The sequence below is a fragment of the Pedobacter suwonensis genome (genome assembly GCF_900111825.1).
Taxonomy (GTDB): domain Bacteria; phylum Bacteroidota; class Bacteroidia; order Sphingobacteriales; family Sphingobacteriaceae; genus Pedobacter; species Pedobacter suwonensis.
The window spans coordinates 197,398-212,873 of record NZ_FOJM01000008.1 but is presented as its reverse complement, the minus strand read 5'-3'; the positions used below and the strand labels follow the sequence as shown (position 1 = coordinate 212,873).

Annotated in this window: 14 protein-coding genes; 6 read left to right on the top strand and 8 right to left on the bottom strand. The window is 39.7% G+C overall.

Annotated features, from left to right (window positions below):
* Positions 1 to 187 precede the first annotated feature (187 nt).
* Positions 188 to 1,438: a methionine adenosyltransferase gene (metK, locus tag BM107_RS12290; RefSeq protein ID WP_090983701.1), complete on the top strand. Its 1,251-nt coding sequence runs from the start codon at positions 188 to 190 to the stop codon at positions 1,436 to 1,438.
* Positions 1,439 to 2,065: 627 nt separating this feature from the next.
* On the opposite strand, the gene BM107_RS12285 is transcribed toward metK, so the two are convergent.
* Both BM107_RS12285 and BM107_RS12280 read right to left on the bottom strand, forming a co-directional pair.
* Positions 2,066 to 2,599 (bottom strand): biopolymer transporter ExbD, encoded by a 534-nt coding sequence (locus tag BM107_RS12285; RefSeq protein WP_090983699.1) that lies wholly within the window; start codon positions 2,597 to 2,599, stop codon positions 2,066 to 2,068.
* A gap of 112 nt (positions 2,600 to 2,711) precedes the next feature.
* Positions 2,712 to 3,242 carry a superoxide dismutase family protein gene (locus BM107_RS12280; RefSeq protein WP_090983810.1) on the bottom strand — a complete coding sequence of 177 codons (531 nt, stop codon included), beginning with the start codon at positions 3,240 to 3,242 and terminating at the stop codon, positions 2,712 to 2,714.
* 118 nt (positions 3,243 to 3,360) lie between these two features.
* On the opposite strand from BM107_RS12280, the gene BM107_RS12275 reads away from it, so the two are divergent.
* Both BM107_RS12275 and BM107_RS12270 read left to right on the top strand, forming a co-directional pair.
* Positions 3,361 to 3,708, top strand: a complete 348-nt coding sequence (locus tag BM107_RS12275) for a hypothetical protein (RefSeq protein WP_090983697.1) — start codon at positions 3,361 to 3,363, stop codon at positions 3,706 to 3,708.
* 114 nt (positions 3,709 to 3,822) lie between these two features.
* Positions 3,823 to 4,674 (top strand): EamA family transporter, encoded by an 852-nt coding sequence (locus BM107_RS12270; protein WP_090983695.1) that lies wholly within the window; start codon positions 3,823 to 3,825, stop codon positions 4,672 to 4,674.
* On the opposite strand, the gene BM107_RS12265 is transcribed toward BM107_RS12270, so the two are convergent.
* Complete coding sequence (locus BM107_RS12265; protein ID WP_090983693.1) at positions 4,675 to 4,959, bottom strand: putative quinol monooxygenase; 285 nt, start codon at positions 4,957 to 4,959, stop codon at positions 4,675 to 4,677. It lies immediately after the preceding gene.
* A gap of 12 nt (positions 4,960 to 4,971) precedes the next feature.
* Positions 4,972 to 5,559, bottom strand: coding sequence for an NAD(P)H-dependent oxidoreductase (locus BM107_RS12260; protein WP_090983808.1), 588 nt, complete (start codon positions 5,557 to 5,559; stop codon positions 4,972 to 4,974).
* A gap of 99 nt (positions 5,560 to 5,658) precedes the next feature.
* On the opposite strand from BM107_RS12260, the gene BM107_RS12255 reads away from it, so the two are divergent.
* Entirely contained in the window at positions 5,659 to 6,561 is a 903-nt protein-coding gene (locus BM107_RS12255; RefSeq protein ID WP_090983806.1) for a LysR family transcriptional regulator, read from the top strand.
* A gap of 85 nt (positions 6,562 to 6,646) precedes the next feature.
* Positions 6,647 to 9,142: a PAS domain S-box protein gene (locus BM107_RS12250; protein WP_090983691.1), complete on the top strand. Its 2,496-nt coding sequence runs from the start codon at positions 6,647 to 6,649 to the stop codon at positions 9,140 to 9,142.
* Between the two features lie 176 nt (positions 9,143 to 9,318).
* On the opposite strand, the gene BM107_RS12245 is transcribed toward BM107_RS12250, so the two are convergent.
* Both BM107_RS12245 and hutH read right to left on the bottom strand, forming a co-directional pair.
* A complete protein-coding gene (locus tag BM107_RS12245) occupies positions 9,319 to 11,325 on the bottom strand; it encodes a urocanate hydratase (RefSeq protein ID WP_090983689.1) in 2,007 nt (668 codons plus the stop codon).
* Positions 11,326 to 11,343: 18 nt separating this feature from the next.
* Entirely contained in the window at positions 11,344 to 12,879 is a 1,536-nt protein-coding gene (hutH, locus tag BM107_RS12240) for a histidine ammonia-lyase (RefSeq protein ID WP_090983687.1), read from the bottom strand.
* Between the two features lie 77 nt (positions 12,880 to 12,956).
* Between hutH and BM107_RS12235 the strand changes: the two genes are divergently transcribed.
* Positions 12,957 to 13,850 (top strand): LysR family transcriptional regulator, encoded by an 894-nt coding sequence (locus BM107_RS12235; protein ID WP_090983685.1) that lies wholly within the window; start codon positions 12,957 to 12,959, stop codon positions 13,848 to 13,850.
* On the opposite strand, the gene BM107_RS12230 is transcribed toward BM107_RS12235, so the two are convergent.
* Together BM107_RS12230 and BM107_RS12225 are read right to left on the bottom strand one after the other, a co-directional pair.
* The gene (locus tag BM107_RS12230) at positions 13,851 to 14,312 is read right to left on the bottom strand and encodes a hypothetical protein (protein ID WP_090983683.1); all 462 of its coding nucleotides are present in this window, start codon (positions 14,310 to 14,312) and stop codon (positions 13,851 to 13,853) included.
* A 120-nt stretch (positions 14,313 to 14,432) separates the two neighbouring features.
* Positions 14,433 to 15,395 (bottom strand): hypothetical protein, encoded by a 963-nt coding sequence (locus BM107_RS12225; RefSeq protein ID WP_090983682.1) that lies wholly within the window; start codon positions 15,393 to 15,395, stop codon positions 14,433 to 14,435.
* Positions 15,396 to 15,476: the final 81 nt, after the last annotated feature.

Genomic DNA, 15,476 nt, shown 5'->3' with positions numbered 1-15,476 from the left:
TTGAAATAAAGAAAATATGCTAATTTTGCCGCAGTAAAAAGTGGATTGATTTGCTATCCCGATACCGCGGGACCGGATTGCAACCACTTAAAAAAATTGCTAATGCCTCCTTTCAATCATTTCAACACCTGTTTCCAAGGGGTTTGGCAATCATAAATTTGTTTATTTATCATTAATTATTTAATAAATGTCATATTTATTTACATCAGAATCTGTTTCTGAAGGTCACCCAGATAAAATCGCCGATCAAATTTCGGATGCATTAATTGACAACTTTTTGGCTTTCGACCCAGAATCAAAAGTAGCTTGCGAAACTTTGGTTACTACGGGTCAGGTTATTTTGGCGGGTGAGGTGAAATCTAAAACATATTTAGATGTACAGCAGATTGCGCGCGATGTAATCAAGAAAATTGGTTACACCAAAAGCGAATACATGTTTGAGGCCAACTCCTGCGGTATTTTATCTGCCATACACGAGCAGTCGCAAGATATCAACCAGGGTGTAGATAGAAGCAGCAAAGAAGAACAAGGCGCGGGCGATCAGGGTATGATGTTCGGTTATGCTACAAATGAAACTGAAGATTATATGCCTTTGGCATTAAACCTTTCTCATAAATTACTACAGGAACTTGCTGTTTTACGTCGCGAAAATAATGAAATCACTTATTTACGCCCGGATGCAAAAAGTCAGGTGACTTTAGAATACGATGATAACAACAAACCTGTTCGCATTGATGCGATTGTAATTTCTACACAACATGATGATTTTGATGAAGAAGCCGGCATGCTGGCCAAAATCAAAACTGACCTGGTTAATATTTTAATCCCTCGCATCATCAAAAACAATCCGCAGTATGCGCATTTATTTAATGATCAGATTGAGTACCATATTAACCCAACCGGTAAATTTGTAATCGGCGGTCCGCATGGCGATACGGGTTTAACCGGTAGAAAAATTATTGTTGATACTTACGGGGGTAAAGGTGCGCACGGTGGTGGTGCTTTCTCTGGTAAAGATCCAAGTAAAGTAGATAGAAGTGCGGCTTATGCTACCCGTCATATCGCTAAAAATTTAGTGGCTGCCGGCATTGCTGATGAAATTTTGGTTCAGGTATCATACGCAATCGGTGTGGCTAAACCGATGGGTATTTACATCAATACTTATGGAACAGGTAAAGTAGGTAAAACGGATGGAGAGATTGCTAAAATTGTAGAATCGATTTTTGATATGCGCCCTTACTTTATTGAGCAACGTTTAAAATTAAGAAACCCAATTTATAGCGAAACTGCTGCTTACGGACACATGGGCCGTACACCAGAAACAGTGACCAAAACTTTCAGAACGCCAAACGGCGAAGAAAAAACCGTATCAGTTGAGTTGTTTACCTGGGAGAAATTAGATTACGTAGATCAGGTTAAAGCTGCTTTCGGTATTTAATCCTTCTAATAAAATGATATAAAAAGGCGTTTTTGCGACATTGCAAAACGCCTTTTTTGTTTTCCTGTTTGGTGGTCCATCAAACAGCAGAAAAACCACTATGTTTTTTTGAAAAGCAGGGTTCCGCATCTATCGGTTCCGAAAGTCCTGCTAAGTTAAGCAGGTGTTTGTGTCGGATGGTAACATCCAACACCACAAATAATACTTGTAAAAACCTGACTTATCCAAACCTGATTGAAGCGGTAGCTCCCGATTTTTTCTAATCGGGACTACAAGCAAAAAGCAGGGCGGACATTAAAAAGATTCACTGCAATTGCTTTCCAAAAACCAACAAACAATATTTAACTTTTTATCTTTACTATGATGATCTTGGGTCGGATGCCAACATCCAATATCACAAATAATACTTGCAAAAACCTGACTTATCCAAACCTGATTGAAGCGGTAGCTCCCGATTTTTTTCTAATCGGGACTACAAGCAAAAAGCAGGACGGACATTAAAAAAAGCTACTGCAACTGCTTTCCATAAAAACAACAAACAATATTTAACTTTTTCTCTTTACTATGCCGATTTTGGGTCGGATGCCAACATCCAACACCACAAATATCCAACACTACGCTAAAACATTAAAGTCCATTATTTTTCATAAACAATAACTCTTTATCTTCGAAATGCTCATCATCTATGCTGTATGATTTAATATCTGCGATTTTCATCTCATCAACTGCATCAACAAAATTTTGGAATCTGGCAGTTTTGCCTGGCTTGATGATCACGATCATATGCTTCGATGGATTGTTCTGATGGGAAGCTGCAACCAGTAGCTTATTCGCCATAATTTCTTTTTGTAGATCTGCAACAGGCATTACTTTCATATTGGCCTTTTCAATAGTACCCATGTAAGAAATGGCCCTATTATTTTTACCCAATACAATAGTCATGGTGCGCGATTCGGGAAAATTTTCTTTGATATTAATATTCGTTTTATCTGGCTTAGCAATATCGGCAGCATTTAACTGGCTCAGCGTTGTGGTGAGCATAAAAAATGTGGTCAATAAAAACATGAGATCTACCATTGCAGTAAGATCTACCCTTGGTGTTACTTTTTTGGTTCTTCCTTTTGCAGCCTTGCCGCTTTGAGATTCGTTTAGCGTTGCCATATGATTTAGGTTTTTTAATAATGATGACAAGGCTCGCCAAATTGCATAAAAAAAGCGGCTAAAAATTTAACCGCTTGAGAAAGGTCAGTAACGACCGATTTTTTAACGCAAATTATTTCACTGCTTCGATAACCCCACAGCCCACCCGTGGTCCTGAGTTACCCGTTGGTTGCGTGGTATAATCATCCGTACCGCCATGCACGATAATTCCCCTGCCAATAATATTTTTAATATCGCCATCTTTAACACTCCATCTATCCGTAGTAACCGAAAGTGTGGCATGGCCTTTACCATCTAACTTGATGTTGCCGATATCGCCACTGTGGTACGCTGCCGATCCCCATTTGCCGTGGGCCTCTTTAGTTGGGTTCCAGTGGCCGTGGGTATTTTCACCCATGTTGCCACAATCGCCATGTTCGTGAAAGTGTACCGCCACATTGCTGTCGGCGCGTGCCGCAAAATTCATTTCAATATCCATCTTAATTCTCCCATCGCTCAATTCATAAAACTTTGCTGTTCCGATGGTTTTCGTATTGTCTGCTGTTTCAGTTAAAGTGGCCCGGGCAATTTCTTTATCGGTTTTGGTGCAGGCACTTAAAATCGCAATACCAGCAATTGCCAAGCTTAAAAAGTATTTTTTCATATGATTAGATTTTAGTTTAATGAAGAACAGACGGGCAATCATTTAGTTTGCTTTAAAAAGAATGCTGGCAAAACCATTTTGCACGCCACTTGTTTAATCACTATAAAATAGTACAACTATGGAACAGCCAAATGAAATGAACACTTTAAGTCAAATTTTGGAAAAATTGAGGCTGAAAGGAAAAGATAACGAATTAAAAATGTCTGATCACGGTAAGATGCAAAGTAAATCACTCGGAAAAATTTATAAACCCGAAGATTTGACAATTGTTAAAACTTATCGTTTTGAAGGAGATTCTGACCCTGCTGACAATTCAGTATTATATCTGATAGAAGATAGAGAAAAAAATATTGGGTATGTACTGGATGCTTACGGAACATATTCGGATAATGAGGGGCCGGCATTTGACGATTTTTTAAAGAAAATTCCTACTGAAAACCGGGATGAACAGGAACTGTTCTGTTGATAAAATTCAGCTTATAATCGAAGGAGAAGCAGCGTAATCTGATTCTCCTTTTTTCATTTTAGACCTCCGGCAGTTTATAATTCCCTAATTTTGCGCCTCATTTACACATCCCTGATGAAAAGCAAAATCAATATTCCGCCGGTACCTGCTGTTTTACTGTCTATCATCAGTGTACAATGTGGGGCGGCAATTGCAAAAGGCCTTTTTCCGCAAATTGGAGCTGCTGCAACCGCATCGTTACGTATTGGTTTATCAGCATTAATCTTACTGCTTGCCTTTAGGCCAAACCTCTATCAATTAAATGCCAAACAATGGAAATACGTGATCCTGTACGGCGTTTGTTTAGGAGTAATGAATATGGTTTTTTACATGGCCATAGCACGAATCCCGATCGGTTTGGGAGTAACTTTAGAATTTGTTGGTCCGCTTGGGGTTGCCATTTTCGGTTCAAAAAAACCTATTGATTTTCTTTGGGTGGTACTTGCTGCCACTGGCATCATATTAATTACCCCCTGGACGGGTACCGGACTCAATTTAACCGGCGTACTGCTGGCACTTTTGGCCGGTGTTTTCTGGGCTGGTTATATTATTTTAGGTGGTAGAATTTCCAAAATGATGAAAGGAGGCGATGCCGTTGCTATCGGGATGTTATTTGCTACCCTCGTCATTTTGCCTTTCGGCATTTATGGCGGTGGTTTGAGCACGTTGAATCCTAAATTAATGGGATTGGGAGCGGCACTTGCACTACTTTCAAGCGCCATACCCTTCACCTTAGAAATGAAAGCATTTAAGCAGCTTCCGCCTCGTACTTTTAGTATTTTAATGAGTCTTGAACCTGCTATGGCCTCTTTAGCAGCACTTGTATTTTTACAGGAATACCTCAGCTTAAAAGAGTGTTTTGCTGTTGCTTTTGTTGTAATTGCTTCCGTAGGCTCTTCCTTAACTACTAAATATAGTAAAGGATAATCAGGCTAACTTTTCTGTTTTATAGATCACAATCTCATCGGTCAACCGACTGGCTTGCGCGACAAAACCTAAGAGGTAAGGCTGCTTATTATGCAGATCCAAACCTGCCTGGTCTTTCCATTCCTCCTGAAAAATAAACGTATTAGTATCTCCTGCCTCATGCAGGTCGTACTGAATGCAAGCTTCCTCGGTACGCGAATTTGCAACCATATTCAGCAGCATGGCTCTTAGTTCATCCACGGTTTCTTTTTTGCTTTTAACTATCGCTGTTAAATAAATGCTCATATATTACTGTATTTAAAAAATCTGATTTAAATGTTCCTGATACAATTTAAGTGCAGTCCTAATATCTGCATTCTTTTCTACATCATGAAAATGAATTCCTGGTATTTGTTCCATCCCGGTAAAGGCATTCATCCTGTGGAAACCGAACAAGACACCATCATCCACACCGGTTTCCTTAAAAAATTCTCCGGGCAAGGTAAATGCCTCTTTGGGCGCATTCCATGATGATGTAACCATGTATTTCCGACCATGCAACATGCCTCCTGTACCATAATTCCGGGTTGGATGATCAGCTTTCCGCCCGTCGCTAATGTAAATCCCATTTTTATGCCCTTCAGTAAATACCACATCAATGTACTTTTTAAATCCGTGCGGCAACTGGAACCACCAGATCGGGGTGTGATAAATTACAATGTCTGCCCAAACATACTTCGCTACTTCTTCTTTCGGATTATACTCATAATTGATATTGGTTGTTTTGATTTCAAATCCCTCTTGTAAAGAGAAGAAATCTGCAGTAGCATTGGCTACTGTTTCGTTAAATCTGCCACCGGAATGACCAAATTTTTGCCCGCCGTTGATGATGAATATTTTTGTCATTTTGTCTTTGCTATTTACTGACACAAAATTATCGCAATATAAAGTATCATTAAAATAAGTTAATTTATACCTTTGTATCATAATTATAATAGTTTAGTTTTGGTTAATTTAGAGTGGTATAGAAGTTTTAAGGCGGTTTATAAAACAGGAACCTTAACCGGTGCAGCAGAGAATCTGTTTATTTCTCAGCCTGGGGTAAGTTTACACTTAAGCTCTTTAGAAAGCTACGTGGGCTATAAACTGTTCGAGCGAACGGGCAGGAAAATGATTCCCACGGAAAAGGGAAAAGTACTATACAATTTTATTGTAGAACCTTTAACCAAACTGGAAGATGCAGAAAAACATTTCCAGAAAAGTACGGAGAAACATACTCCAACCATCAGCGTGGGCATGTGTTTCGAAACTTTTCAGATTACGCTTGAGCAATATATTTCTACGCTTCCGTTTAATGTCATTATCCGTTTTGGAGAATATCCAGAGATGTTAGACCAGTTGGATAAAGGTATTTTAGACCTCATTATCACCCCACAAAAAGGCAATTCGCCAAATGTAGAACATGAAGCCTTTTCTTCAGAAACCATTGTTTTAGTAGGTGGAACAGAAACTGATGTACAGGCTTTTGATGCGTTGGTTAAAAAGAAAAATCTCTCAGGAATGGAGACCTGGTTAAAACAGCAAAAATGGTATGGTACTGCTGGAGACATGGAACACCTGTTACGTTTTTGGCAGCTTAACTTTGGCAAGCACGCCGATTTCCGTCCAAACTACATTGTACCTAACCTTAATTCGATCGTCCGCTGCCTGTCAGCGGGGAAAGGCCTGGCCATTATCCCCGACTTTCTTTGCAAAAAAGAAGTTGAGGATGAAAAAATAAAGGTAATCTGGGAAGGTACATCCAAACTCACCAACACTTTGTACTTTGGTTGTAGAAAAAACACCCAATATGCGTCAGAAATTCATTTAATCAAAAACCTTTTTAAAGAGGTTATGGTTAGTATATAATCTACATTGGAAAATCCTGCTTAGGTTTTGTTTATTTTGAAACTTAAGTAAATAATTATTTTAGATCACGCCGTAAAAATCCAGAATGAGCCAGTCCAGTCCTTTTTTAAGTAATGATCAATTAATAGAAGTTTTTAATTATACACATACCGCAACCGCAGTTCATGTAGGAGAAACGGCCATTATACAGACTGCAAATGACGCGATGCTTAGAATTTGGGGCAAAGACAGAAATGTAATCGGAAAATCGCTTGAAGATGCCCTGCCTGAGTTAAAAGGACAGCCTTTTATTGAGATGTTCAGGAAGGTTTGGCTGGAAGGCCTTGTTATTTCAGGAAAGGATACAGCAGCAGACCTGATTATTGACGGGGAGCTAAAGACCTTTTATTTTGATTTTGAATACCGGGCAATCAAAAACGATGAAGGCAAAACCATCTGTATTTTACATACGGCGGTTGATGTAAGCGAGCGCGTATTAAGGCGTGAGGCTATAGAAAGGGAGCAGCAGAAAGATGAGGCTTTACAGCGGGAACAGGTACTAAATGAGGAACTAGCGGCCACAGTAGAAGAACTTGCAGCTACCAATGAAGAACTGGTGGCCACAAACGAAGAATTACAGGAAACACAGGAAACATTACATGTGTTAAATAACGAACTGGAATTAAGGGTTGCAGAAAGGTTTAACCAGCTGTCCGAAAGTGAAAAACGCTTCAAAACCATGGCAGAGGGAACTGACATTTTCATTACTGTTGGCGACGAGTTTGGAAATGCGATTTATTTTAATAAACCGTGGACAAACTTAACGGGCAGATCAATGGATGCCCTGCTCGCTTTCGGCTGGGCTGACCTGATCCATCCCGAAGATCGGGACCGGTATCTGGATATTTACCTTTCAGCCCTTCGCGATAAAAAGCCGTTTACCGGAGAGTTTAGGGTCCTGACTCAAAAAGGCGATTACCGATGGCTGCTTACCAGTGGTCCACCACGTTTCCACGCCGATGGATCTTTTGCAGGTTATATCAGTTCGTGTATTGATATTACAGAAAGAAAATTAATTGAACTGGAGCGCTTAAATTTGAATAAACTCATCGAAGCCAGTTCAGAATTTATCGCTTTGATCGGCTTGGATATGTCTATCCAATACTTAAATCCTGCAGGATTAAGAAAGTTAGGTTGGGCAAACATTACCAACCGAAATATGCTGGAGGTTATTTTCCCTGCTGACAGACCCACAGCTGAAGAGCTTTTATCGGGAGTTTTACAAGGCATTGATTTTAAACAGGAAATCCGCTTCTGGAACGAAATAACAGGAAATCCTTTTTGGATTGAATGGAGTGGTTTTGCCATAAAAGATCAGGAAACAGGTCAAATAACGGCGATTGCTACGGTAAGTCCGGATATTACCGAACGAAAACTCCATCAGGAAGAGCTGCAGGATATCAACATCGAAATGGCAGCGGCAAATGAGGAATTGGCAGCAACCAATGAAGAGCTCGCACAAACACATGAAGACCTGATTCAATATACCCAAAAGTTAGCCGATAGCGAGGAACGGTTGCTTCAAGCCATTGATACCGGAAAAATGGGTACCTGGAGCATCGATCCTAAAACACTCGAAATTACGGTATCGGGATTTGTGAAAAGCCTGCTCGGCCTACCACTTGACGAGCCTGCTAAAACGAGCGACATTATGAGCGCAGTCCATGCCGACTATCATAATGAACTGAAAAAGTCTTTTGCAAATGCATTAAACACTCATTCTTCAAGCGACAATGAATATCCGATAACCAATTTAACTACGGGCGAAGAAAAATGGATTAGGACAACAGGAAGGGTATTTGTAGATCAGCATGGCCATATAACAGAATATTCTGGACTCTTTATCGATATCACGGAGCAAAAATTAGATGAAATCAGAAAGAATGATTTCATCGGAATGGTTAGTCATGAACTAAAAACTCCATTAACAGCCATCAACGGCTTTGTACAGGTTTTGCAACGCAAGGCTAAAAAAGATGAAGACAATTATGCGATAGTGGCTTTGGAAAAAACAAACAGCCAGATCAGAAAAATGACAACCATGATCAACGGCTTCTTGAATGTATCGCGCTTGGAATCCAGCAAACTACTGATCGAAAAAACAAACTTCAATTTAGATGACCTGCTGAAAGAAACCATTGAGGAAACTTATATTTCACAATCTTCTCATCAGATTATCTTACACCCTACCTGTGGGGTCGACATTTATGCAGATAGGGATAAAATCGGCAACGTAATTTCTAACCTGATCAGTAACGGGATAAAATATTCCGACAATGGAACATCGATCGAAATAAGCTGTAATTTAAGTGACACAGAGGTTGAAGTCCAGATTAAAGATGAAGGCATCGGGATAAGGCCTGAAGACATTGAAAAGCTTTTTGAACGTTATTACCGGGTACAGGGCAATCACACCATTTCGGGTTTTGGTATTGGACTTTACCTAAGTGCAGAAATTGTAGAGAGGCATGGTGGCAGAATATGGGCTGAAAGTGAAGAAGGTAAGGGTTCGGTTTTCCATTTTACTTTGCCATTGAGTTAATTTTTACAACTTTTTTACCACAAAGTACATTGAGTTTTTCACGGAGTGAGTTAAGTTTTTTCTAAAAAATGGTTTTAGTTTGTCATTCTGAGTGAAACGAAGAATCTTTCTCTATAAGCTTGAAAGATTCTTCACTGCGTTCAGAATGACATGGTGTATTTCTTGCCGACAAAAATTTAACAGATTTCTAACCCGTTTAAAATCTCTTCATCGACTAAATTTGGCAGCGTAATCTTTAAATCTGCTGTACGTGCCATTTCGCGTTCTATGGCAAACCTGGCTTCTTTATTACGGGCCCAGCTCCTTCTGGCAATTCCATTGTTTACATCGTAAAAGAGCATGTTCTGCAATTTTTCGGCAGCCTGTTCAGTTCCATCCAATACCAACCCAAAACCACCGTTTATTACCTCGCCCCAGCCTACACCGCCGCCATTATGGATTGAAACCCAGGTGGCACCTCTAAAGCTGTCGCCAATCACATTATGAATGGCCATATCGGCCGTAAACCTGCTTCCGTCGTAAATATTGCTGGTTTCTCGAAAAGGCGAATCCGTTCCGCTTACATCGTGATGATCTCTTCCCAAAATTACGGGCGCCGATAATTTACCTGTTTTAATGGCCTCATTAAATCTCAACGCAATTTTTGCCCTGCCTTCAGCATCGGCATATAAAATTCGGGCTTTTGAACCGACTACTAACCTGTTTACTTTGGCGGCAGTGATCCAGTTAATATTATCCTGCAATTGTTGTTGTATTTCTTCCGGAGCGTTTCGCTTTAGCTCTTCCATTACTTCTTGAGCCATACGGTCAGTTAAATCCAGATCCTTTTCATTTCCTGAAGTACAAACCCATCTAAACGGGCCAAAACCATAATCGAAACAAAGGGGACCTAAAATATCTTCCACATAGGATGGATACCTGAAATCTATACCATTTGGAGCCATTACATTGGCACCTGCCCTGCTGCACTCCAACAAAAAGGCATTTCCATAGTCAAAAAAATAAGTTCCTTTAGCTGTATGGTTGTTGATGCTTTTTGCCTGTCTTTTTAACGATTCCTGTACATAAACTCTAAATTGATCCGGCGCTTCAGCCATCATTTCATTAGCCTTGTTAAAGTTTAAACCTACCGGATAATACCCCCCGGCATATGGATTATGCAGCGAAGTTTGGTCAGAACCGATTGCAACTTCAATATTTTCCTGCTCAAAACGTTCCCAAACATCCACTACATTACCAATATAAGCCAATGAAACCGCTTGCTTTTCGTTTTGGGCCAGTAGAACCCTTTTCACCAGTTCATCCAAATGTTCAAAAAGCTCATCTACCCAGCCTTGTTGATGCCTTTTAATTGCAGCCTTTGGGTTTACCTCGGCACAAACCGTGATACAACCAACAATATTCCCTGCTTTGGTCTGGGCTCCACTCATGCCGCCCAAACCGGCCGTTAAAAAGATTTTACCTGCTACCTCTTTTCCAAAAAATCCCTGTTTACGGAAAGCATTCATTAGGGTAATGGCCGTACCATGTACAATACCCTGAGGACCGATATACATATATGAACCCGCAGTCATTTGACCATATTGTGTAACCCCCAAGGCATTGAACTTTTCAAAATCTTCCGGCGAGGAATAATTAGGAATCATCATGCCATTCGTCACCACAACACGGGGCGCCGCAGCATTAGAGGGAAATAACCCCTGCGGATGCCCACTATAGATATTAAGCGTTTGCTGATCGGTCATAGTAGCGAGGTACTGCATGGTTAAAAGATATTGGGCCCAATTTTGGAACACGCTACCATTCCCCCCATAAGTAATCAACTCTTCAGGATGCTGCGCTATTGCCGGATCTAAGTTATTCTGGATCATAAGCATAATTGCGGCTGCATGTAGTGTACGGCAGGGATATTCGCTTATTGGTCTGGCGTAAATGGCATAATCTGGCATAAAACGATACATATAAATATGCCCGTAATTTTCCAGCTCGCCCAAAAACTCCTGTGCCAATTCCAGATGCCATGCCTCTGGAAAATAACGTAAAGCATTTTTAATGCTTAGCTTTTTCTCTTCAGTATTTAAGACAGCTCTCCTTACAGGAGCATGGTTCAGTACCGGATTCCGGTTCTTTTTTGCTGGCAATGTAGCAGGAATACCAGCTAATAGCTGTGCTTTAAAATCCATAATCTGAAAATTAAATTGTTAATTCAATGTAGATGCGGCTTGATTGGCAATGACTACAATTTTACCTGTCTGCACCATTTCGATGGCATTTTCCATCCTATCATACATGATTTGGTCTTCTTCAAAATGATCAATTTCGGTACGCACGAAATCATGTACCGCAGCCAATATTTTACCAGGCTTTAATGGATGGTGGTAGTCAACAGCCTGTGCAGCACAAAATAATTCTATACCCAAAATTTTCTCTACGTTCTCGATCACCTGAAGCGCTTTACGTCCGCTGATCGAACCCATACTCACGTGATCCTCCTGACCTAAAGAAGTTGGGATGCTATCCGCACTGGCCGGGAAACAGAGACCTTTATTCTCGCTTGCCAAAGCTGCGGAAGTATATTGGACAATCATAAAACCAGAATTTAATCCGGTCTCTTTCATCAGCAATTTCGGCACACCGGGGGTATTTCCCTCAAGCGAGAGATAAATTCTCCGGTCACTGATATTTCCGATTTCAGCAGCTGCTAAACAAGCATAATCAAGGGGCAAAGCCAGTGGCTGACCGTGAAAATTACCTCCGCTGATGGTTAAATCATCATCAAATATCACGGGGTTATCGGTTACCGAATTCAGTTCGATTTCTAAAGCTTCCTTTAAATGTAACCAGGCCGTTCTGGAAGCGCCGTGTACCTGCGGAATGCATCTTAAAGAATACGGATCCTGTACTTTAGCACAGTCGGCATGTGATTTCATAATTTCAGAACCCTCCAGGAGTTTGCGCACCTGTTCTGCCACCGAAATATTTGCAGGATATGGCCTCAGCTCATGGAGCTCTGCATGAAAAGGTTTTTGTGATCCCTGTAAGCCCTCAATCATCATTGCCGCTATAATATCTGCTGATGCCAGCACATTCTCTAAACGTTGCACTACCTTAATGGCATGCGCAGCAATAAACTGTGTACCATTAATTAAAGCCAGGCCTTCTTTGGGTCCTAATTGTAAAGGCTGCATCTGGTGTTCTTTTAAAAGTTCAGCTGTAGCTATAATTTCTCCTTTATAGTGAACCTTACCCAAACCAATCAAAGGTAAAAAGAGATGAGAAAGGGGAGCAAGATCGCCCGAAGCACCGACAGAGCCTTGTTTGGGAACCAGAGGTGTTGCACCGGTTTCCAGAAACCAGGTCATTCGTTCAAGCGTTTCGATCTTAATGCCCGAATAACCTTTAGCCAGTGCTTGTAATTTTAATACCAGCATTAGCTTTGATATTTCATCATCTATCGGTTCACCAACACCCACAGCATGGCTTTTCAGGATATTTTCCTGTAGCTTTCGCGTATCAACAGCCGAGATCATGGAAGTACAAAGCGGACCAAAACCTGTATTAATACCATAAACAGCCAGCCCGGAACCCGCAATCCGCTCAACCACTTCGCTGCTTTTAAGCACTCTCTCCTTTGTGCTTTCGCTTAATATGCCTTTCACTTCACCCTTACTGATGGCTAAAGCCAATTTAGCAGTTAAATGATCGGTTCCGTAGTTAAAAATCTCTTGTTGGTTCATAACGATGAAGGCTTTAAACAAAAATAAGCGCTATATTTGATACCTATAAATACCAATTACATCATCACGTAATAACCATGAGTTATCAGATAGAGCTTAGGCATTTGAAATATTTTCAGGTTTTGGCGGAGGAACTGAAGTTTAGGAAGGCTGCAGACCGCTTATTTATTTCGCAGCCTGGACTAAGCCGGCAGATTAAGCAAATGGAGGAGATTTTTAATGCACCTCTATTTGACCGGAACAAGAAAAAAGTCGCACTGACAGAAGCAGGCCTTTATCTTAAAGATGAAGTAGACTTTATCTTCAGCCATATCGAAAACATTAAAAAACAGGTCAGTAATATTAATGAGGGTAAACAGGGCGAACTCCGCATTGGATTTTTGGGTTCTGCAGCACAAAAAATTGTACCTGAAGTGATCTTTAAACTGAACAAAGTTTTTCCGGAAATCAGCACCAATCTGGATGAAATGCCCAATAAGTTACAGATCGAATTACTGGAAAAAGATATGCTCGACATCGGTTTTGTAAGAATGCAGCAGTTTAATCCTGGCATTTCTAAACACATGATCCATCAGGATACCTTTTCGCTGGTATTGCCTAAAAGTCACCCAATGAAAAAGGCCAGTTACGAAGCGGTAAAAAAACTGGGCGACGAACCCTTTATCTTTTTCTCGAGCGATGACAGTCCTTTTTATTACGACTTAATGATGAGCATTTGTGAGGATCATGGTTTTAAACCCAAAACTTATCATAAATCCGTTAATGCGTTAACGATTTTTAAACTGGTAGAGGAAGGCTTAGGTATTGCCATTGTACCCACCGGCTTACAATATGGTTACCAGGAAAATGTAAATTTTGTAGAACTTACCCATATTCCGCAGCGAACGGAACTGTATATGATCTGGAAGGAATCTAACCGGAATCCTGCGTTAAAAAATGTGATTAAATTGCTGTTGAAAGATAACACTTAGCTATTTCTGCATCAATATCTTATGCTTCAACATTACTCTTTTCAAACCTAAGCCTTCCCTACTATAAACAAGTTTCGTTTGCTTAAAGTGGCCACCCTCATCCTCAGTCATCCATATAAAACTATTGTCTAGATCCAGATCTCTGGTTTCAATGAGCGTAGGAAGGTACGGCTTTAATAAGCTGAACATTAGGGTAATGATTTCGTTTTCATAAACCCGGTAAATTCTAAACTTTTCTGTATTAAAAACTAAAAATATTTGAAATAACATTTGATAAAACCAGGATTTCCTGGTTAGTTCATATTGTACTGGCTTATTAAAGTAAGTAAATAGTTTATGCTTATTAAAACTTCGATTATAGAAAATAATGATGTCATCAATTGAATCAATAGCAATTTTTTCCTTTAAAAAGAATGTTTGAATAATCAGCTCGTTATTTTCTAAATAGATTTTATAAAACATATTTTACAATATAAATTATCTTATTAAAAGTGCTTCCAAAGTCTTATTATTTAAGTTCGATACCGGAAATAAAAAGTTAGGGCCTATTTTAAGAAAAAGATAAAAACAACCTTTCTTTTATCATCTGATAATTTCGAGTTTATTGGTACCTGCTGGTCTGTGAAGATAAAAGGTGTGAGATTTTGGCACCATATTTTTAGCAGTCTTAGAAATCAGCGGAGCATCTCCGAATGTAAGTGTATCTGCACATACCAAAGTTACCACTCTCCCATCTCCAAAAAATTTTAATTCTGCTTTTGTACAGGGGTATATAAAATTTCTTTTTTCAGCAGCATAATCAATCATATTCTTGGTAAGCTGATTTTCAATCTCTTTATCCCAGGGTTTTGATGCTGCTTCTTCATCAATTGCAGTTCTTACTAATGAAAGAAATTTATTTCTATCCCCCTCTTCCAATACCTTTTTGTAATTGTTATAAAATTCATCAACTTCTTTACGAAGGTTTGGATCGTTATTTAACTTTTTACTTTTGCTCCAGCCCACAATTTTCCAGTTAACATCTTTCTCATCAACTACAAACGACGTTTTATACGCTATATATGGCAAAGGCTTATCTAACCTGGGTGTTTGATAGGTTAATGTTTCCCATTTATATTCTTTTCCTTTGCCCCTAGCATTTAACTGATCGAGCATCGTCATTGGCTCTTTGTTCTTTGTAATTTCTATTTTAACAAAAGCGCTTTTAGATAGCTTTGGAGCAAAATGATTTTCCTCTTTCTTTACAGGGAACATTCTTATGGTTACTTCCTGTTTTCCCGGCTTCAAGATATACTGATTGAGATCTACCGTTAAACCAGATCTTTCGCCTAATCCAAAATAAGTAACTATCGGCATGTCATTCAACAATATTTCATACGAACAGTCTAAATGCTCATGCTTTAATTTAAACAAAACACCTTCCTTTTGATAATCTGTTTTTCCTGCGATTTTATTGTCGGCTGCTGTATCTTTTCTATCCTGTGCACAGGATGGTAAACTTAAACAAACTCCTAGTGCAATCAATTTTATCAACCTATCTGTCATTCCTGTATTAAAATTTAATTGAGCGGTTTTCTTATTTGGATTTACACATCTAATCCACAAACCATGCACCAAATATCTCTG